This is a genomic window from Vibrio sp. YT-15 (genome assembly GCF_033337445.1).
In the GTDB taxonomy this organism is placed as follows: domain Bacteria; phylum Pseudomonadota; class Gammaproteobacteria; order Enterobacterales; family Vibrionaceae; genus Vibrio; species Vibrio alginolyticus.
In genome coordinates this window covers 633,987-652,721 of sequence record NZ_JAWOQR010000001.1, presented here as the reverse complement: position 1 = coordinate 652,721, position 18,735 = coordinate 633,987, and the positions used below count along the sequence as shown (strand labels likewise).

The following is an 18,735-nucleotide window of genomic DNA, read 5'->3' as shown; positions in this document are numbered from 1 at the left end:
GAACCACACATGTTGAAAAGGCTTAAGTCATTTCTATTTAAAATGGTGTTGATATTGCTGCTCGCCCCAGTCGTTTTGGTTGGTTTGGTTAAATATGTCGATCCACCAATATGGGGGTGGAAGTTAAGCCGTATTGTTGCGACACCAAAGAACTATCCAGACAATAGTCAACACGAATGGGTATCTTTGTCGCGCATTTCAAAAAATATGCAGTTAGCGGTGATTGCGACCGAAGATCAAAAATTCCCTCATCATTATGGTGTCGATTTCGAATCGCTATTCGACGTGATTTCCGAGGCTGGTGATAATGGTCCGTCGAGAGGCGCGAGCACTATTACCCAACAGGCTGCGAAAAATGTGTTTTTATTTCCTTCTCACTCCTACGTTCGCAAGGCTTACGAGCTTTACTTTGCCTTACTGATGGAGCTGATGTGGAGTAAAGAGCGCATTCTAGAAGTGTATCTAAATGTGGTTGAATTTGGCCCCGGTATTTACGGAGCCGAAGCAGCGGCGCAGAACTACTTTGGTGTCAGTGCAAAGCAACTCTCGAAGTGGCAAGCAGCGCGTTTAGCCGTGGTGTTGCCAAACCCATATCGAATCAAAGTCTACCCACAAAGTGAGTACACTGCTCGCCGCACAAGATGGGCGATGAATCAAATGAGCAATCTTGGCAGCGTGCAACTTTAACTCCCTCAATCTATTGCACTTAAATAGAACTACGCCCCTATATCAATAAAATGTGAAGCGTCACAAGCTTTAGGGCGTAGCCTTTCAGAATGATGTGCTCAGTTTTTCATCCATTTACTATTAGTGTGAATAAAACTACAACACGAATACTGCGTGTATGCGCAACCAATGGACTGAACGATGAAACTCAACCTGATTACCACTACTTTATTGCTTGCATCGGCAAGTGCCATCGCCGAGCCAAACATCACCATATCTACCACGACCAACAGCCGTGACTTTCCTTTAAATGCAGAGCAGCCTTTGGTTGTGCTCTTAACCAAAGATGGCTATACGCTCAAAATTACGGGTGTTGAAGGCGACTGTGTCGCGCCTGATGGTCAGAAGGTCAAATTCAACAAACCTATCGCGCTGAACTGCGGAAAACCAACAGAACTGCCGTTAAAAATCCGCTTCACTGGCGATTACTCTTTTGCTTTTGATGCGGAAGCGAAAACATTGCGCTTCAAGCGAGAGCCTAAGAAAGCCGCAAAGACAGAATTCAAACGCCCAATCCCACAAGTGCAATGTGAGGTTTACCAAGGCGGCGAAGTCACGATTGCGTTAGGTGACAGTTTCCCCGATGGTACCAACTTGCGTGATGCTTACTCTGGGCAAATGGTCGAAGTAAAAGATCAGCAAGTATCACTGACGCCAAGCAAAGATTCCGGCGGTTTGGTGCTGTTAGAGCCAGTAAAGAGAACCAAAGAGGCAGTACCGTTTGATTACCGTAATGCCAACATTTACTTCGTGATGGTCGACCGTTTCAAGAATGCTGATACGAGCAATGACAACAGCTATGGGCGCAAGAAAGACGGTAAAGAAGAGATTGGTACCTTCCACGGTGGTGACCTAAAAGGCGTGATCGAAAAGCTAGATTACATCAAGAGCCTAGGTACAGATGCAATTTGGTTGTCGCCAATCGTTGAGCAAGTGCATGGTTTTGTGGGCGGCGGCGATAGCGGCTCATTCCCATTTTACGCTTACCACGGTTACTGGACGCGTGATTTCACTAAGATTGATGAGAACTTCGGTAACGAAGATGATCTGAAAAAGCTGGTGGAAGAGGCACACAAACGTGGCCTTAAAGTATTGATGGACGCAGTAATCAACCACACCGGTTACTCAACGTTAGCCGATTTGCAATTTGATGGTATTGAGGTGTTAAAACCAAACGCTGACCTACCTAAGAAGTGGGGGGATTGGCAACCAAAAGCGGGCGAAAACTGGCATAGCTACCACCAGAATATTGATTACCAGAGTCCAAACTGGGCGAAATGGTGGGGCGGTGACTGGGTAAGAACAGGTCTACCGGGATACCCAGCTCCGGGCAGCAGTGATATCACCATGTCATTGGCGGGTTTGCCTGACTTTATCACTGAATCAGACAAAGCCGTGAAGCCAGCTCAATGGCTATTGGATAACCCTGGCACTCGCGTTGAGGCGCGTGATAATTACACCGTCTCGGACTACCTAATTGAGTGGCAAACTGATTGGGTGAAACGCTTTGGTATTGATGGTTACCGTGTCGACACGGTGAAGCACGTTGAAGGCGATGTGTGGAAACGCTTGAAAGAAGAGGCATCAAGCAGCCTTGAGCAGTGGCGTAAAGAGAACGGTAAGTCAGGTCAGCCATTCTGGATGATGGGTGAAGTATGGGGACATACCGCTTATCGCAGCCCTTACTTTGACGATGGCTTTGATGCGTTGATTAACTTCGACATGCAGAAGAAATTAGATAAAGGCGCGGCGTGTTTCAGCCAAATGGCAGACACTTACCAAAGCTATGCGGACACTATCGCCAATGAGAAAGACTTTAACCCTGTGAGCTATATGTCTTCTCACGATACCGAGCTGTTCTTCTCTCGCTTCAAAGATTACGGTATGCAGCGTAACGCCGCGAATGCACTGCTTCTGAGTCCTGGTGCTGTTCAGGTTTATTATGGTGATGAAGTTGGTCGTAACATTGGTCCTTACGCGGACGATTTCCACCAAGGCACTCGTTCTGACATGGTATGGAAGCTATCTGATGAGAAGCAAGCGCTGCTCAAACACTGGCAAACTCTTGGTCAGTTCCGTAAAGCGCACCCAGCGATTGGTGCGGGTCAGCATCAAGTAATTGAACAAGAAGGCGCGTACGTGTTCTCTCGCTCGCTTGGCAATGACAAAGTCGTTGTGGCGTTTGTGGGTCGCGACAAGTAGTTAGAACTTCGTTTTAAGCCTAGATAGAAAAAGCCCTTCCTTGAGTTATCAGGGAAGGGCTTTGTTGTATTAGTTCGCCAGTTCTTGGTCGATGACTTTTTCTAGCTCGTCAAACGGCACATAGCCAGGAATGACTTGATCATTAATGATCAACGCAGGCGTGCCGCGTAAACCAAGTTGCGTGAAATACTGATAGTTTTTATCAAGCAGCGCTTTGGTCTCTTTGTCGTCGACAAGCTGTGCTTCTGTCCCCGTTTTTTTCGCGATTTGATTTAAGGAACGTGCGTCATGTGCGCCCGGTTTTTTCACCAATAACTCATGCACTTGTTCGTACTTATCTCGCTGGTTTTGCCAAACATTTAATGCGTAACTTGCCGAGTTGTAGCCGTTTTTCTCGTATTGTTCTTTAAAAGAGACATTGAGGTTAAGCACTTTTACCTGCGGATATTCCTTACCAACTTTGACCAGCTCTCCTTCTAAACGTTTACAAAATGGGCAGCTGTAGTCTGTTACGTTAATAATGGTTAACTCAGGGTTTTCAGCACCAAAAGAGGAATGTTTGCCATCACTTAGATATTGACGAACCTCCTTCAAGGTGTCGCCAAATGACTGTTGATACGCAATGTACTCTTGAAGGTTTTGGTGCAATGAATCAAGAATTTGAGGGTTATCTTTTAGTATCTGATTAACTTCCTCTAGCTTTTGTTCTGCGGTCTTTTCTGATGCGAAAGATACGGCAGATACGATAGCCATCGTTAACGCCAAAAGTGTACGAGTGAATGTCATAATATTTCCTAAAACTTTTAAATTTCGTTGTTTGTTATGTGAAGTGAATAAAATATGTACAAAAGTCAGGCAGAAAGGTCTCTCGCCTTGCTGGCTTTATTCTCTAAACACGCAAAGCTTTAGGTGAACCCGATACTTTTCCGGTATCGGTTCTGTGTATTCCAGATAGCGAATTGCTGTGGTTGTCATCGGCAGCGCCACAATCAAAGCAAACAGAAAAAATGGAATAAGAATATGATCAAACTGATGTTGGTACGCTTGAACCAACTTTTCTGAAAGGTCGCAAGATGGTGATAAATTCACGCTTTCATCTTGCTGACTCTGTATTTGGTGAGCCTTTGGGCAGCTTTTCGAGAAACCAGAATTTTGGCTTAAGCATATCATCACCACCCAAAGCACGAGGGCGAGTGTCCATTTGGCTATTTTATATTGTGAGCGTAACAATGGGTCGTATAGTCCTGTTAATTCTGGTTTATGCCGTTTACATATGGCCGGACCATCCTAACCTAAATTTCGTGGCTGAATGTTACTTTCGAGTTAATCGATATTGCCTCAATGCCAAAGTATGAAGTACGTCATGAATGTTGTAGAAAGCAATATTCGTCAGAATCATTTTTTGAGTTGATGAAGAAGTCCCGAGGTATCGATATAGATTAAAATACCTAATTGTTAGAACAAACTTTTATTATCTTTCAATTGTGATTGAAATCATAAAACAAAACTTCATAACTGAGTCGCGATAATGTTCGGCAGGCGGATTGATTTTGATCATCTCTCTAGCACATTATTCAGGTGAACATATGTGTTAAGTTCCACATGTGTAGGTAATGTTATGAAAATTCCTGTTCAAACTGAGCGTAAAGTTACACTGGGGTGCTACGTTGCTCTGGCGTTTGCGGTTGTGTTCTTTTCTGGCCTGATGCAATCTAGCGAATGGTACGGTGTATTCGATTTTACAACGCTCAATGGCTCTTTCGGCAAGGTGGCGTATGGTGTCACCGAAACGGCTGACGGTGTGCAAGTTGCAACAACGTCGCTTCGCGGTACTGGTGGTAGCGGTGCTCGCGACGGTTTCATTTTCGCACTTACTTTGATTCCAACTGTTATGTTCGCCTTAGGTATGATCAACGTACTTGAGCACTACGGTGCACTTGAAGCAGCTCGTAAGCTTCTTACTCCTCTTCTACGTCCTCTAATGGGCATCCCTGGTAACTCTGGTCTGGCTTTAATTGCTTCTCTACAAAGTACCGATGCAGGTGCGGCAATGACGCGTCAGCTAAAAGATGAAGGTCACCTAACTAAGCGTGAAACGGACGTATTTACCATGTTCCAGTTCACAGCAGGTGCAACCATCGTGAACTTCTTCTCATCGGGTGCTGTGCTGTTCACACTGACGATGGCTGACGGCTCTCTAGCAGTAACGTCTTCTATTGGTTTAGCAGTTGTGGTGATGTTCGCATTTAAGATCATCGGCGCGAACCTGTTCCGTATCTACCTGAACATGACGGAAGGTAAAGAAGACAAGCAAGACCAAAACAAATCAGAGAACTTAAAAGAGGAGACGGCATAATGGGTGACGTTAAAGCGAAAAAACCAATGGTGACGGATATCTTCGTCGAAGGTGCTAAGAAAGGTTGGGTGATTGCGACTACCTCTACGGTGCCTAACGTATTGATGGCGTTCGTAATCATCAAAGCGCTGCAAATCACTGGCGCGTTGGATCTGATGGGCACTGTGTTTTCTCCAATCATGGCGGTGTTTGGTCTTCCGGGTGAAGCTGCAGCGGTATTGATCGGTGCTTGGATGTCGATGGGTGGCGCAGTGGGTGTGGTTATCACGCTGTTTGACCAAGGTATCCTTAACGGCACGCACATTGCGATTCTAGCGCCTGCCATCTACCTTATGGGCTCTCAAGTTCAGTACATGGGTCGTATCATGGGCCCAATCGGTACTGAAGGTCGTTACATCCCAATTATGATTGCAATCTCAGTATTGAACGCGTTTGGCGCAATGCTGGTGATGAATCTGTTTGTCTAGGAGTGAGTCATGCAATTCTCTCTAAATGAATATCTAGAAGAGCTACGTCCGCTGATTAATGTGGATTGTGGCACTTACACGACTGATGGTATCGAGTTTATCGCTTCTCAATTTGAAGAGAAGTACCAAGCGATGTCAGGTTGGAGCGTAAAACGCATCGACTGTGGCAGAGCGGGCATCGGTCTTGAAGTTCGAAACAAGCCGGAAGCTGAGCAAATCGACGTAATGCTGATTGGTCACATGGATACCGTGTTCCCTGTGGGTACTGCTGAGCTTCGTCCAATGTCTCAAGATGCAGAGAAAGCCTACGGTCCGGGCGTCTCGGACATGAAATCTGGCTTGCTGAATATTGTGTACGCGATGCGTAACCTCGACCAAGCGGTGTTGGATAAACTGTCGATTTGTATCTGCATGAACCCAGACGAAGAAACTGGATCGTTAGATTCGGTCGACTGGATTCAATCTGTTGCAAAAAACGCGAAAAACGTATTGGTGGCAGAAGCAGCACGCGCAGACGGAGGTTTAGTCAAAGCGCGCAAAGGCATGGCGCGTTACAAAATCACGTTTAATGGCATTGCAGCCCACGCTGGCAACGAGCCAGAAAATGGCCGCAGTGCAATTACCGAGATGGCGAACTGGATTCTCGCAATCAATGCCATGACGAACTTCGAATCTGGCACCACATTAAACGTGGGTATTGTGTCTGGCGGTAACGGCGCAAACATCGTCCCTGAGCACGCTGAAGCGATCGTGGATGTGCGTTTCTGGAGTAATGAAGAATACGATGATGTCGATAGCAAGCTAAACGGCATGCTGGAAACACCATTCGTTGATGGCGTTAGCATCGAGTTGGTTCGTGAAGCTTACAAACCCTCTATGGTGCCAAGCACGCAAACTGAAAGCTTGATGGCATTAGTTGAAGAAGCAGCAAGTGAACTGTCTATTGACATCAACTGGAAAGAAGTGGGTGGCGGCTCTGATGCAAACAATACGGCAATTCTTGGCGTTCCAACTTTGGATGGTCTAGGACCTATCGGTGCGGGCTTCCACAGCGATCAAGAGTACTTGTTGCTTGAGTCTATTGAACCACGTATCAAAATGTTGATACGTGTACTGGAGAAGATTGTTCAATAAGGCATTCTGCTTTTAAAGCTTGGTTCCCAAAGCTTTTGGCTTCAACCTTTTGGTTTGCAAGACTTTTTGTTTCCAAGGCAATAATCCCCGGACTTCGGTTTGGGGATTTTTCTATCTGTGTTTCACTTTACTATCATTTCTTGTTATTAATCTTGCGTTCAGGTTCGATTTATTAATATGTTGGACATAGTCATAAATTTCGGAGGCAACGATGACCACAACAATGTCTGTAAAATCGGCGCCGAAAGACGCCAAAGATCAAACGATGCAAGCGCCAGATGAGAAAACATTCTGGCGAAAAATGAAAGGGTCGGTTAAGAAAGCGGGTGAAGAAATTGCCGTAATGGGCATAAAATCATGGCTCGCGATGACAGATTCTAACACCTCTGTTCGCCATAAGGCGATTTTAGGTGGAGCATTGGCTTACTTCGTATTACCAACCGATATGGTGCCAGACTTACTAGCTGGCGTCGGTTTTACCGATGATATGGCAGCACTGACGCTAGCGGCGAACTCGGTCGGCAATGCCATCACCGACGAGCATGAAGAACGAGCGAGAGAAAAGCTGAGTTCGATGGTGGATTAGAAAGAGCATTTCTAGACGCGGAGAAAACAAAAGCCCCGATATTTCCATCGGGGCTTTCTTTTAGACAGGACTATATAATTTCAGGATGGTAATCGTAGAACGATTTAGGCGTCAGCGCGTTTAAGATGCACTTCTTCTTCGGCTACGCCTGCCATTGGGTCGTTGAAGCGAGCTTCATCCAATGCACCTTCTGATTTCGCAACGATGACGGTTACAGCACTGTCACCAGTGATATTTACCGCGGTACGAATCATATCAAGAAGACGGTCAACACCCATGATGAGCGCGATACCTTCAAGCGGCAGACCAACTTGGTTCAATACCATAGCAAGCATGACAAGACCCACACCAGGAACACCTGCGGTACCGATAGACGCCAGAGTTGCCGTCATGATAACCATTAGGTAATCGCCCATAGTTAAATCAATATTGAAAGCTTGAGCAATAAACGCAGTTGCTACGCCCTGCATGATCGCCGTACCGTCCATGTTCACGGTTGCACCAAGTGGTACTGTGAACGATGATACACGGTTCTCAACACCCATGCGGTGCTTTGCTGTTTCCATTGTCACTGGAATCGTCGCGTTCGATGATGCTGTAGAAAAAGCAAACATGATCGCGTCTTCCATCTTGCGTAGGAACGTAATTGGGTTTAGACCAGTGAAACCTTTTAACATCAAGCTGTAAGTGACTAGACCGTGTAGGACAAGCGTACCAGCCAGTACTAAGAAGTACTCTGCCAGATTGACGATCGCGCCCAGACCAAGACCAGTGAATAGCTTCGCCATTAAGAAGAACACCCCATAAGGCGCCAAGTTCATCAAAATCGCGACCAGCTTCATGATCACTTCATTCAGATCAGAGAAGAATGCTGCGATGCGTTCGCCTGGTTTACCCGCTGCACTGATCGCGATACCGAATAGCACGGCGAACACGATAACTTGCAGAGTTTTACCTTCTGCCATTGCGCTGATTGGGTTGGTCGGGAACATATCGATGATCACCTGACCTAAAGATGGCGCTTCGGCTGATTTGAATGAACTTGCTGCCGTTAGATCTGCCCCTGCCCCTGGCTGGAATAGAGTACCCATAGTTAGAGCAAGCGTAATCGCGATAGCCGTTGTCGTAACGTAGAAAGCGAGGGTTTTACCGCCCATGCGACCCAGTGTAGAGAGGTCTTTGAGAGAGCTAGTACCACAAACTAACGAAACAAATACTAGCGGTACAACAAGCATTTTTAAGCTGGCAACGAAGATCTGTCCACCAACTTCGAATAATCCATTAACAATGTATGCGTCGACAAATCCGTTGTCGGCAAAAAGTGTGCGAATTGCAAATCCTGTCAAGATACCCGCAACCATACCTAAAATTACGCGGCTGGTAAGCGACATCGGTTTCTTGGTATTCATGAGAACACTCCTTATAGTTATGCACCTTGAGTTCACTTCAAAGCGGCGAGCAGATTAGCAGCGGAGTGAGAAAATACGAAAGAATAATCCTCTAAATGGTTAATAGATGTGAACTTTATCACTAATAAAAATGGAATTTTAACCAAATATTAACGAATTGGCTGGATAAAAAGTTTGTATTTTAACACTTTTATCGAATATACAACCGATAACAAAGAGGATTTACAATAAATTCTAATAAGAGATAGAGTGCATACTCTCTTTGAGTGGATGCATTTCTGCATAACTATTTAAGTTGTATTCAGACTAGCGGTCGCTTCTTTAGGGATAATTTAGTATTGAGTGTTCATCAGAGCCAACGAACCCTTTATGCTTTCATATTTGTCAACTCAATGATGGTTGGCAAGTGTAGTTAGTTGGAGGTGATCCCAGCTCCAATAACTTTGACTGGTATTTTTAATCCCTCCAACCCAATAGCATTGTTTCGCTCGTATTAAGCCTTCCAAACACTGCTTGCCAGCCTCAGTGATACGGACGCTTTGTTCCCACCAGTGCCTTTCACGTGACTCAATCGTGATCAAAGGTGTTTGACACTGTGCTAGAGGGAGGAGTAACGCGTAAAACATCACGTCTCCTAGGTAAGGAAGAGGTTCTAGTTGTTGATATTGCTCAAACCAATCTTTGATGGGAATTGAACGATTTTGCGAGCTCAAGACCTTTAGTGCGAGGTGTTGTGTCAAGCTCAATCCAGTTTGTGAATTAGGTAACTCTTGCAAATGGCGTTTAAGCACGTTGAATATATTGGGCAAGCAATCCAGGTTATGCTGCTGAATCAAATTAACTATAGAAATAGGTGTCGGTGATGTAATAGCGTGCCAACACCGTTTAGCCTGACTGAATAATTTTGCTGTCACAGGTTTACGGTATCGCCAACAAGAACGAATAGCTTCTTCAGGCAACTGCCCAAAGCCGATGAATCGTTCAGTGCCCGGGAACTGGTTCAACTCAATGATCTCTATAACTTTATTCTCTACATCCTCTAACTGTGTTAGAGCACGAATTAGCATCAATTGATCATAACTGTCATGTTCGACCCAAAAGACGATTCGTTCAAATACATCACTTTGCAACAGATCGAGGTTTGATTGTTCCAATGTGACTATATCTTGAACCGAGTCTTCACGCTTCATCACGGGCAGCAGAGTCTCTACGACATATTGGGCACGAATGGCAAGGAAGTTCTGCGGTGTTGCTGGTATGGGGCCAATACAAAGCGGATCGATCAGGGCTAAAAATGTCCCTTCAAATCCACTGGTTTTAAGCTGTTGTTGTATATCGTGACCGCAACGAACGTGTAGCGTTTTTACTTTCGCATCTAGGGGCGGTTTTTGTTGTTTGATGGCTAGTTTGTGCGCTTCTAGCTCTTCGACATGAGCTTTTAGTTTACTCCAACTGGATAAGCCAAGTTCTCTTGCGAGTGCATATTGAACGTCAGCCAATTGAATTGTATTGGGAGCCAAAGATTCTGGCTTGGAGTGAAATCGCTTAACTAACTCCAACGTAGCGTCATCGTATAGGCGGATAGCTTTGAGCCTTTTTTTAGCAATGGATTTTTGCTGATTGATATTGATCGAGAAGCTATTTGTAGAGTTCATATTTCACCTTTCTTATTTCTTCCACACTCGCCTAAATAGAAGCTAAAAAGAAGGTAAAAACAGATTGTGCCTGCTAAACCAAGCAGGTGAGGATATTGCCGTGAACCGAGTTCTTTCCGCGAGTGTTGGGTGCTTTAGGCATGAGCAGAGTGATAGTAGGTGGTCGCTATCCTTCGTGCAACCTTTTGTGAGAGTGTAGCGTCACAAAATGGCCGTTTCTCTATGTTTAGGGAGAATCAATAGGCGATAACACTAGCGATTCAACTCAATAACACTGTTGCTAGACTCGAGTTTCTACACTTTTGAGTAAAATACGATAAAGCGCTTGAGTCGCAGGACCACTTTTGGCTCCTTTGGGCAAAGTGAGGTGCAGCGCAACTTGATATTGATGGGAGTGTTCGAGCTCCAATACGTTAATTTTATCGCTCTTTCGGGCTGAGACTAAGTGCGCTGGTAGCCGACAAAACCCAACGCCTTGCTCTACGGCGTGAAAAGCGTGGTCGAAGTTATCGACGGTAATACGCTGACGTGCGCGTAACCAACCCACATCTCTTTTCGTTTTGTCTGAATCACCTAAGTCACGGATGACAATTTGGCTGGTGGTTGCAAAATCGTCGATGGAAACATGCGGCTTTTTAGCGAGTGGATGGTGTGCTGCGATTACAGGCAGCATGGTTGTTACGCCAAATGCTTCGGCAGGGTAGTTGGTTATCGGTAAGTTGATGATTGCGATGTCAGCGAGCTCATTTACGACCATTTCGGTTGTTTTGCTCAGTGACGTTTCAACCACTTGAACGGAGGTCGTGTTGTTGTTCTCCAAAAATTGACTGAGTGGTGCATAGAGCCAACAAGGGTCACAAAGATGATCTACTGCGACCGTGATTTGAGATTCCACCCCACTTTTTAACTGCTTGCTGATGACTTCTAGTTCCCGCGCTTGTTCAAGCATGGATTGTGCACGACGCAGTATGGTTTTACCGTGCTCTGTCAAACCCGCTTTGCGCCCTCGTACTTCGATAAGTTGAATACCAAGTTGGTCTTCTAACTTCCTCACCGAGTAGATCAATGTGGTATGGCTCTTGTTGAGCAGTAAAGCTGCGGATTGAATACTGCCTTCTTGAGCAATCGCTTGTAGCGTTTGCCATTGTTCTAAGGTCGTTTTTAGTCTCATGAGTCAATTTTTTAGACAGTTAATGGCAAAATTATGAACTTTTTTGTCAGTTTTATAAAGGTAATAATCTTGTCATCGAAAACGAGTCAATAAGAAGAGGAGACTCAAGATGGCGAAATTATTACAAGTTGATTTTGAATTTCATGGTCCGTTTGGTGAAGAGATGTCGAATGCTTTGGTCGACTTAGCTAAGTCGATTAACCAAGAGTCGGGCATGATTTGGAAAATCTGGACGGAAAGCGAAAAAGACAAACTCGGTGGTGGTATCTATCTTTTTGAAGATGAAGCCACGGCGCAAGCGTATCTCGAAATGCATGCCGCACGCTTACGAAAAATGGGCGTAGTCGAAGTACGAGGTCAAATTTTCGATATCAATGTGCCGTTAACGACGCTCAATCAAGGGCCTATTAGAGGATAAGGAGATGATGACCAACCGCACTTTTCTAACCGTTCATGGTGTCGTATATACGGTATTCGCTTTTGCGTTGTTTTTTGTACCAACCATAATGTGGCCGATGTATGGAGTACAAATTAACGACCAGTACGCGCTGTTTTTATCGCAGCATACTTCGATCTTTTTAGGTGGAATCGCTGCGGTGAGTTTGATGTTACGTAATGTGGAATCAGGGCATACTGCGAAACAGCTGTTTAAAGCATTATTGATTACTAATGGCTTAGGGGCAGTGATTACTACCTATGCCGGCATTATCGGAGTATTTGTCGGTTTTGGTTGGAGTGACCCAATATTCTTTGTCTTGCTTAGTTTGATTACGTACAAGCAATTAAGAGTGCAATAGAAAAAGCCCTGCTGTTTCTAGCAGGGCTTTGTCATATTTGGTTTAATTAGCGATCTAAATTCAACTTATGATTCGCTTTTGTACGCGTAGTTATAGTAGCCGTATCCATAGCCGTATGAGTTAGATGCCTTTTTCTCAACTGCATTGAGAATCACACCTTTAACTTCAACGCCTGATTGCTCGAAGCGACCTTGCGCGACTTCAATCTCCTTCAAAGTCGTTTGATCAAAACGAGCGACCATCAGAGTTGTTCCTGCAAGCGCGCCAACAATGCTTGGGTCGGTAACTGCGAGTACAGGCGGTGTATCGATGATGACTAGATCGTATTGTGCAGACATCTCGTCAACAAAGCTCTTGAAGCGAGGGTGCATAAGAAGTTCTGACGGATTTGGTGGTACTTGGCCGCGAGTCACAACATCTAAATTATCAATGGATGTAGATTTAATGATGTTGCTAAGGGATGTCTTACCGCTCAAGTAATCAGAAAGACCGTTGTCCCAACGTAGACCGAAGCATTGCTGCAAATAACCTTTACGCATATCCGCATCAATAAGCAGCACTTTCTGACCGGTTTTCGCAGCGACGGCCGCAAAGTTGGTCGATACAAATGTTTTGCCGATAGATGGTGCAGGACCTGAAATCATAAGAACGTTATTCTTCGCTTCCATCATTGCAAAGTGCAAGCTAGTGCGAAGACTACGTAGAGCCTCAATGGAAAGATCGGCTGGGTTAGCTTCCGCTAGAAGGACTAGCTCATTGTTGCTGCCTTTGTTGCGCTTAAGCTTGTTTGCAAATTCCAGTTGTTGAATAGATTTTGGAACGCTTGCGTAAACTGGCATGCCAATCTGTTCAATTTGATCTGGTGTTTCCACACCACGGTGGAATGCTGCACGAATTAATACGAAAGCAACGCCTGCCATACCGCCAAGCAGTGTTGCTAGCACAACGATAAGCGCTTTTTTCGGCTTAATTGGCTTAGAGAAAGATTGAGCGTTATCTAAGATTCGAACGTTGCCAACTGTTCCGGCTTTAATAATGTTGAGCTCTTGAACCTTGTTCAAAAGTTGGATGTAGATTTGTTGGTTTACTTCTACATCGCGTGTCATACGTAGAACTTCACGCTGTGTTTTCGGTAACTTTTGAACTTGTTTATTAAGACGTTCTTTCTCTTTTAATAGTGTTTCACGTTTATCAAGTAGCGACTTATAAGCTGGGTGATCCTGTGTGAAGCGTTGGCTGATCTCACTTTCTTTGAATGTAAGCTCATTTAGCTGTGCTTCTAACTCAACCATTACTTTCAGCGTTGACTGAGCTTCAAGGCCTAAGTCGATAGATTCATTTTCTTGACGGAACCGATTTAAAACGTCTTCAGAAGCGGTCAGTTTTGTTTTGATGTCTGGGAGGTGACCTTTCAAGAACTCGAGGCTTTGCTCTGCCTCTGCAGAATTTCTTTGAACGTTTTGTAAGAAGTAGTTTTGGCTAATGTCGTTCAAGATATCTTGAATCTTAGCGCGGTCTTCACCAGAGAAGCTTAAAGATATAATCCCGGTTTGCTTACCACGTTCGCTAATCGATAAGTTTTCTTGAAGTTTATTAATTGCATCTAATTTACTGATTTTGCTGACCGTGAATGAGTCACCAGTTTGAGCCACAAGTTCAGTCGCCAAAAACTGGTATCCATTCTTCTCAAGCAGTTCACCAACTTTACCTTCTAGAATGACGTTATTGTCATCTTCTAAGAGCCTGAACGTCTGTTTTTCAGAATCAATAACTTCAAGAGTTAAAGGAACGCCAACTGCGTAAGAAGGAGCATTAAATCGTGAAACGCTCAGACTGATTTGCTCACCTTGTAGTCGACCTAGGCCTTTACCAATAATTGGCATGTAGTTTGGAGAAACGACAGTCGTTAAGTTGAACTTATCAACAGTACCGCCCAAGATCATACGAGATTTGATGATCTCTATTTCTGTTGTCGCTGATGATTCTGCTGAAAACAGCTCTCCCATATCACCAACCATCGCTGAAATACCACCTGAACTCTTACTTTCGATTTGGATAAGTGCGTCAGCTTTATAGATAGGTGTTGATAGAATGGCAACGCCGACGCCTATAATCGAAAATAGGACTACGGTACATAGAATGAGCCATTTGGCATCGAGAATGATCCCAAATAACTTTCCCAAATCGATCTCATCGTCGGCTTGACGTGATTGCTTAATAGTTTGTGTTGTCATTACTTTAACTTCTTAAATACCTTGCCATTGGCGTTTATTTAGCCTTGCGGCTTATAGTTTTTGAGACCACGCTTTTGCTGCTTTTTCTATAAGCGTATATGCATGTTCGAAAGCTTCTCTACTTTGTCTGTATGGATCAGGGATGTTTTGTTCATTTATCCACTGTCCAAACAGCATCGTTTTACCTCGTGCCTCAGGAGCGATTTTGGTTAAGGCTTCTAAATGACCTTTTTCCATAACCAATATCAGATCGTATTGAGCGCAAAGCTCAGGTGTTAATTGTCGTGCTTCGTGTCCATCTAAGCTTACGCTATGTTCGTTCGCGATAGTGGTTGCCATCTCGTCAGCAGCTTTTCCCGTTAGATGGCTCTTATCTACTGCGATTCCTGCTGATGCGACATGTTTGTTTGGTAGTAAAGACTGCAAAAGCCGCTCTCCTGTTGGAGAGCGGCAAATATTACCGACACAGACGACAAGAATATTAGAAAACAAATGCTTACCCTACTTTAAGTTGTATGCTTATGATCTCAACTGAATTGCTGGCTTCTTTATATTGCGCAATTGAGCTGAGTAGCTATCGATTACGTGCCGCAAGAGATAATTTTCTTGCGGCACGTTGTTTTACGGCCAAGTGCGTACTCGTAGTACACCTTCGGTTAGTTCATTAAAGCCGGAAATGGTTGGAACGAGCTGAGCAATCACACGATTCCAACGACTAACAGGTGCAGCCGTCACATAGACTATGTCGTAAGGGTTGAGATCAAACTCAGTACCAATCACCAAAGCAGAAGCGTCAGAAACATCTAGCTGATAAATGTCCGCCATTTTAGCTTCTTCTTTTGAACGTCTGATGACAAACACACCGGTAGCATCTGCGGAGATTTCACTGATACCACCAACGCTGCTAAGAGCCTCAGTAAGGCTCATGCCGCTACGATCAATTTTGAGTAATTTCGGATCGTTAACCTCGCCCATAACAAATACTTTTTGCGCATCGTTTCGAGGAATATGAACAATATCGCCAGGCTTTAGAAGGCGGTTTTGAGTTAAATCGCCTTGTTGCATCAGAGCATACAAAGAGACGTTTTCAACAACGCCATTGCGTGTCAGTGTCGCATTACGCCAATCAGCCTCGGCAGCCAGTCCGCCAGCTCTATTCACAGCATCTAGAAGTGTAAGGGGGATGTTTGTAATTGGTTGTTGTCCTGGCTTGTTAACTTCGCCAGTTACATAAGTCTTTTTAGAGCGAAATGCCGCAACGCTTACATCGACCTGTGGGCTCTCAATGTATTTTGCAAGGCGGCTTGCAATGTCTGCACGAATCTGACGTACGTTTTTGCCTTCAACATGTACGACACCTATGTAAGGGTAGAAGATCGTGCCATCCGAATGCACCCAGTTACCCGCTTCGGCTGAGCTTCGGTATGAGCCCGCTGGGATCGTTAGCTCTGGGTGATCCCAAATAGTGATATTTAGGATATCGCCAGGTCCTACTTCGTATTCATATTTTGCGATTTCAATATCTAACTCTGGGTTTGGTTTTGAAAAAGGGTCCACTGAATTTAAAGACGTTACGCGCTCCAAAGTTAAGGGATAAACGGTAACCTGAGAATCTATATCACTCGATTCAGTGCTCATGACTGTTTTGTCACTGACCGAAAGGTGGCTACCAGGCAAAGTACACCCTGTAAGAAGGATAGGAAGTACTGATATCCCCAAAAATTTATTAAATGTGTTCATTGGTTTATAACTACCGAAAGAAAGTTTGCCGACTGAAATTGATTCATTCTAATTGAACTGCATTTCATCAATATTGATGATTTACTGCAGTTTTAAGCCTTTAGAAAGCGAGTCCATTCAGAATTATTTGTGTAATAAACACTCCAAATGGCTGCTAGCGACTTAGAGCTCTTAGTTTCATTAATGAAGGTGTGAAAATCCGACCCACAAAAAATAGTCAACTATTATCCATCTGGTTGCAATAAAGGCAACAAGTTACTTGAAAAAATACTGACGAATACATGACAAAATTGTGTCTATTTAACGTTATTGAGATGAATGCATGATTTTGCACAAGCAAACAGGCAAGAATGTGAAAAAACTCATGCCAAAGTTGTATGCATCCTATTTACACTATATGCAACTGCCGTTATGCTTCCTGTTGCGGTCGGATATAACAACAAATATTGGAGCTAATTTTGAAAATCAAACTTTTAACGGCAAGTGTGGCAGCAGTCCTACTAGCAGGTTGTGGTAGTGACAGCGACCCTGAGGTAAAAAGATACTCAGTTCAGGCTTATGACCCAGCTGTTATCGGCATGAAAGTTCAAGCAGTATGTGGTGGTGAGACATACGACGCGATTGAAAATACAACAAACTATGAAGGTATGGTTGGTAAAGCGCGTTTTGAAAATATCAACGTTGTAAATGCGCCAGGTGATTGTGCTTTCGTATTAACGCACACAGAAGATAGTAAAGACGCGTCAAATGGCAAACCTATTACATCTGACTACAAAATCCCTCAAGGCCTAGCCCAGGCGGATTCATTGGTAACAGGCTCTCCATTTACGACTTTGGTTGCTAACTCTTTAAAAGATGGTGAAGTATACTCTTCTGATATCGCTGAAAAAGTATTCGAGAATTTGGGTATCGATATCAATGCAAGTGGTAAAACAGTTGACGAAATCCTTCGTGATACAGAATCTGTAGTAGCAGGACTTGGCAGTGAGGGTGGTAACAGCGCACTTGCTACTCAGCTAGTTGCAACAGCAAACGTTGTATCAGACATCATCAAAGCGAACCCAACAGCTTCGCCTGAAGCTGTAGCTGTTGCTGCAAAAGCAATAACAGAAGATGTAATCGCGGCGAACCCAAATTATCCTGAGAATGATTCAGGTGACGTTATCTACGTAACGATTCCAGCTGAAGATACTCAGAAAGTTGTTGCTGATGTACAAGAGGCTATCGATAACGACATTCCATTAGAAGATATCGAACCTGACGTACCACAAATTCCAGATGCGGAAGTCGGTGAGCCAATTGAACCTGAAGATCCACCGGGTCCAGGCACTGGCGCGACAGGCGGTAACTAAGCAAGTTTTTGCTGATAAATTCTAAAGGCCTCTTCAGAGGCCTTTTTTGATCCTATCGTATTGTAGTCATCACCTTTTAGTGAGCCCTTTTCTGTTTAAGTAAGGCAGGATGTGCGGACGTGATTCGCCAGCCAGTTTACTGGTGACTTCTTGCGACCAAGTACTCTGTTTTTGATTGCTCGAACGGTTTGCATAGTAGTTTTGCATAGTTTGGTCATACGTCTGAATATCATCCAAGTTTAGGTCTTGATACTGATTTTCATGCACTACGACATGCTTAGGTAGGCGAGGTTTTACTTCAGGGGCTTGATCTGGATGACCAAGACACATACCAAATAAAATGGCGGTATTTTTAGGTAAACCTAATAATTCGTCTACTTTTTGGGCATTGTTTCGTAAACCACCAATATACACACCTCCTAGTCCCATCGACTCCGCCGCTAGCAAGCAATTTTGTGCCATGATGCCCGAGTCTACAGCGCCTATTAGCGTTAACTCGGTAAAGTCAGCTTGAACATCTGGGTTGATACTGGCGTGGCGCTGGTAATCAATACAAAACACCAAGAACTCAGCCGCGCTTTCAACGTACCCTTGATTTCCTGCATATTGAGCTAATAGCGTACGTTTTTCTTTGTCGGTCACGCGGATAATTGAAACGACTTGCAACATGCTTGATGAGGACGCCGCAAGGCCGGCTTGAAGAATGGCATCTAATTGTTCGCTCTCAATCGGTTGTGAGGTGAATTTTCGAATTGAGCGGTGATTGAGAATTGTTTGAATCGTGCTGTTCATGGTGACTTAACATCCCCTGTTACGTTAAAGGCTGAAGACTCACCTTAGCGACATTTGATGAGTCGGTAAACTATCTCAAAAGAAAAACAATGCTTGACGCATAAGTGTGAAGAC

The 18,735-nt window shown here is 44.3% G+C and carries 18 protein-coding genes; 9 read left to right on the top strand and 9 right to left on the bottom strand.

Annotated elements, in window-relative coordinates; translation table 11 throughout:
- The first annotated feature begins 9 nt into the window (after nt 1-9).
- The gene (gene mtgA / locus R7D93_RS02865) at nt 10-687 is read left to right on the top strand and encodes a monofunctional biosynthetic peptidoglycan transglycosylase (protein WP_225495697.1); all 678 of its coding nucleotides are present in this window, start codon (nt 10-12) and stop codon (nt 685-687) included.
- A 180-nt stretch (nt 688-867) separates the two neighbouring features.
- Nucleotides 868-2,928, top strand: a complete 2,061-nt coding sequence (locus R7D93_RS02860) for an alpha-amylase (RefSeq protein WP_225495695.1) — start codon at nt 868-870, stop codon at nt 2,926-2,928.
- Nucleotides 2,929-2,997: 69 nt separating this feature from the next.
- Here the strand turns inward: R7D93_RS02860 and R7D93_RS02855 are convergent, their stop codons facing one another.
- Complete coding sequence (locus R7D93_RS02855) at nt 2,998-3,714, bottom strand: DsbA family protein (RefSeq protein WP_005384623.1); 717 nt, start codon at nt 3,712-3,714, stop codon at nt 2,998-3,000.
- A gap of 96 nt (nt 3,715-3,810) precedes the next feature.
- A complete protein-coding gene (locus R7D93_RS02850; RefSeq protein WP_049872671.1) occupies nt 3,811-4,098 on the bottom strand; it encodes a hypothetical protein in 288 nt (95 codons plus the stop codon).
- A 448-nt stretch (nt 4,099-4,546) separates the two neighbouring features.
- Here R7D93_RS02850 and R7D93_RS02845 point away from each other — a divergent pair, with 448 nt between their 5' ends.
- From R7D93_RS02845 to R7D93_RS02830, 4 genes are all read left to right on the top strand, one after another.
- Nucleotides 4,547-5,284: a nucleoside recognition domain-containing protein gene (locus R7D93_RS02845; protein WP_005374846.1), complete on the top strand. Its 738-nt coding sequence runs from the start codon at nt 4,547-4,549 to the stop codon at nt 5,282-5,284.
- Complete coding sequence (locus R7D93_RS02840; protein WP_053303905.1) at nt 5,284-5,751, top strand: YjiG family protein; 468 nt, start codon at nt 5,284-5,286, stop codon at nt 5,749-5,751. Before R7D93_RS02845 ends, R7D93_RS02840 begins: the two co-directional genes overlap by 1 nt.
- A 9-nt stretch (nt 5,752-5,760) precedes the next feature.
- Nucleotides 5,761-6,885, top strand: coding sequence for a M20 family metallopeptidase (locus R7D93_RS02835; RefSeq protein WP_225495686.1), 1,125 nt, complete (start codon nt 5,761-5,763; stop codon nt 6,883-6,885).
- Between the two features lie 211 nt (nt 6,886-7,096).
- Nucleotides 7,097-7,471, top strand: a complete 375-nt coding sequence (locus R7D93_RS02830; RefSeq protein ID WP_213912045.1) for a YkvA family protein — start codon at nt 7,097-7,099, stop codon at nt 7,469-7,471.
- Nucleotides 7,472-7,575: 104 nt separating this feature from the next.
- On the opposite strand, the gene R7D93_RS02825 is transcribed toward R7D93_RS02830, so the two are convergent.
- The 3 genes from R7D93_RS02825 to R7D93_RS02815 all read right to left on the bottom strand — a co-directional run bounded on the left by R7D93_RS02825 (nt 7,576) and on the right by R7D93_RS02815 (nt 11,706).
- The gene (locus R7D93_RS02825) at nt 7,576-8,880 is read right to left on the bottom strand and encodes a dicarboxylate/amino acid:cation symporter (RefSeq protein WP_017820133.1); all 1,305 of its coding nucleotides are present in this window, start codon (nt 8,878-8,880) and stop codon (nt 7,576-7,578) included.
- 389 nt (nt 8,881-9,269) lie between these two features.
- Nucleotides 9,270-10,535 (bottom strand): DUF1835 domain-containing protein, encoded by a 1,266-nt coding sequence (locus R7D93_RS02820; protein WP_225495684.1) that lies wholly within the window; start codon nt 10,533-10,535, stop codon nt 9,270-9,272.
- A gap of 280 nt (nt 10,536-10,815) precedes the next feature.
- Entirely contained in the window at nt 10,816-11,706 is an 891-nt protein-coding gene (locus tag R7D93_RS02815; RefSeq protein WP_225495682.1) for a LysR family transcriptional regulator, read from the bottom strand.
- A gap of 109 nt (nt 11,707-11,815) precedes the next feature.
- On the opposite strand from R7D93_RS02815, the gene R7D93_RS02810 reads away from it, so the two are divergent.
- Together R7D93_RS02810 and R7D93_RS02805 are read left to right on the top strand one after the other, a co-directional pair.
- Nucleotides 11,816-12,124 carry a monooxygenase gene (locus R7D93_RS02810; RefSeq protein WP_005384613.1) on the top strand — a complete coding sequence of 103 codons (309 nt, stop codon included), beginning with the start codon at nt 11,816-11,818 and terminating at the stop codon, nt 12,122-12,124.
- A gap of 7 nt (nt 12,125-12,131) precedes the next feature.
- Nucleotides 12,132-12,503 (top strand): hypothetical protein, encoded by a 372-nt coding sequence (locus R7D93_RS02805; RefSeq protein WP_017634450.1) that lies wholly within the window; start codon nt 12,132-12,134, stop codon nt 12,501-12,503.
- 65 nt (nt 12,504-12,568) lie between these two features.
- Here the strand turns inward: R7D93_RS02805 and R7D93_RS02800 are convergent, their stop codons facing one another.
- The 3 genes from R7D93_RS02800 to R7D93_RS02790 form a co-directional block, all read right to left on the bottom strand.
- Nucleotides 12,569-14,737 (bottom strand): polysaccharide biosynthesis tyrosine autokinase, encoded by a 2,169-nt coding sequence (locus R7D93_RS02800; RefSeq protein ID WP_005384609.1) that lies wholly within the window; start codon nt 14,735-14,737, stop codon nt 12,569-12,571.
- A 51-nt stretch (nt 14,738-14,788) separates the two neighbouring features.
- Nucleotides 14,789-15,229: a phosphotyrosine protein phosphatase gene (locus R7D93_RS02795; RefSeq protein WP_031780905.1), complete on the bottom strand. Its 441-nt coding sequence runs from the start codon at nt 15,227-15,229 to the stop codon at nt 14,789-14,791.
- Between the two features lie 129 nt (nt 15,230-15,358).
- Entirely contained in the window at nt 15,359-16,477 is a 1,119-nt protein-coding gene (locus tag R7D93_RS02790; RefSeq protein WP_005384599.1) for a polysaccharide export protein, read from the bottom strand.
- A gap of 458 nt (nt 16,478-16,935) precedes the next feature.
- Between R7D93_RS02790 and R7D93_RS02785 the strand changes: the two genes are divergently transcribed.
- Nucleotides 16,936-17,829 carry a hypothetical protein gene (locus tag R7D93_RS02785; RefSeq protein ID WP_031780904.1) on the top strand — a complete coding sequence of 298 codons (894 nt, stop codon included), beginning with the start codon at nt 16,936-16,938 and terminating at the stop codon, nt 17,827-17,829.
- A 69-nt stretch (nt 17,830-17,898) separates the two neighbouring features.
- Here R7D93_RS02785 and nfsA read toward each other — a convergent pair whose 3' ends face one another.
- Nucleotides 17,899-18,621 carry an oxygen-insensitive NADPH nitroreductase gene (gene nfsA / locus R7D93_RS02780; RefSeq protein WP_005384597.1) on the bottom strand — a complete coding sequence of 241 codons (723 nt, stop codon included), beginning with the start codon at nt 18,619-18,621 and terminating at the stop codon, nt 17,899-17,901.
- Nucleotides 18,622-18,735: the final 114 nt, after the last annotated feature.

Excerpts from the sequence above, each read along its gene's own strand:
- R7D93_RS02825 (WP_017820133.1), bottom strand. The coding sequence starts at position 8,880 with ATGAATACCAAGAAACCGATGTCGCTTACCAGCCGCGTAATTTTAGGT.
- mtgA (WP_225495697.1), top strand. The coding sequence starts at position 10 with ATGTTGAAAAGGCTTAAGTCATTTCTATTTAAAATGGTGTTGATATTG.
- R7D93_RS02800 (WP_005384609.1), bottom strand. The coding sequence starts at position 14,737 with ATGACAACACAAACTATTAAGCAATCACGTCAAGCCGACGATGAGATC.
- R7D93_RS02845 (WP_005374846.1), top strand. The coding sequence starts at position 4,547 with ATGAAAATTCCTGTTCAAACTGAGCGTAAAGTTACACTGGGGTGCTAC.
- R7D93_RS02835 (WP_225495686.1), top strand. The coding sequence starts at position 5,761 with ATGCAATTCTCTCTAAATGAATATCTAGAAGAGCTACGTCCGCTGATT.
- R7D93_RS02790 (WP_005384599.1), bottom strand. The coding sequence starts at position 16,477 with ATGAACACATTTAATAAATTTTTGGGGATATCAGTACTTCCTATCCTT.
- R7D93_RS02810 (WP_005384613.1), top strand. The coding sequence starts at position 11,816 with ATGGCGAAATTATTACAAGTTGATTTTGAATTTCATGGTCCGTTTGGT.
- R7D93_RS02850 (WP_049872671.1), bottom strand. The coding sequence starts at position 4,098 with ATGATATGCTTAAGCCAAAATTCTGGTTTCTCGAAAAGCTGCCCAAAG.
- R7D93_RS02830 (WP_213912045.1), top strand. The coding sequence starts at position 7,097 with ATGACCACAACAATGTCTGTAAAATCGGCGCCGAAAGACGCCAAAGAT.
- R7D93_RS02815 (WP_225495682.1), bottom strand. The coding sequence starts at position 11,706 with ATGAGACTAAAAACGACCTTAGAACAATGGCAAACGCTACAAGCGATT.
- R7D93_RS02840 (WP_053303905.1), top strand. The coding sequence starts at position 5,284 with ATGGGTGACGTTAAAGCGAAAAAACCAATGGTGACGGATATCTTCGTC.
- R7D93_RS02855 (WP_005384623.1), bottom strand. The coding sequence starts at position 3,714 with ATGACATTCACTCGTACACTTTTGGCGTTAACGATGGCTATCGTATCT.
- R7D93_RS02805 (WP_017634450.1), top strand. The coding sequence starts at position 12,132 with ATGACCAACCGCACTTTTCTAACCGTTCATGGTGTCGTATATACGGTA.
- R7D93_RS02820 (WP_225495684.1), bottom strand. The coding sequence starts at position 10,535 with ATGAACTCTACAAATAGCTTCTCGATCAATATCAATCAGCAAAAATCC.
- nfsA (WP_005384597.1), bottom strand. The coding sequence starts at position 18,621 with ATGAACAGCACGATTCAAACAATTCTCAATCACCGCTCAATTCGAAAA.
- R7D93_RS02860 (WP_225495695.1), top strand. The coding sequence starts at position 868 with ATGAAACTCAACCTGATTACCACTACTTTATTGCTTGCATCGGCAAGT.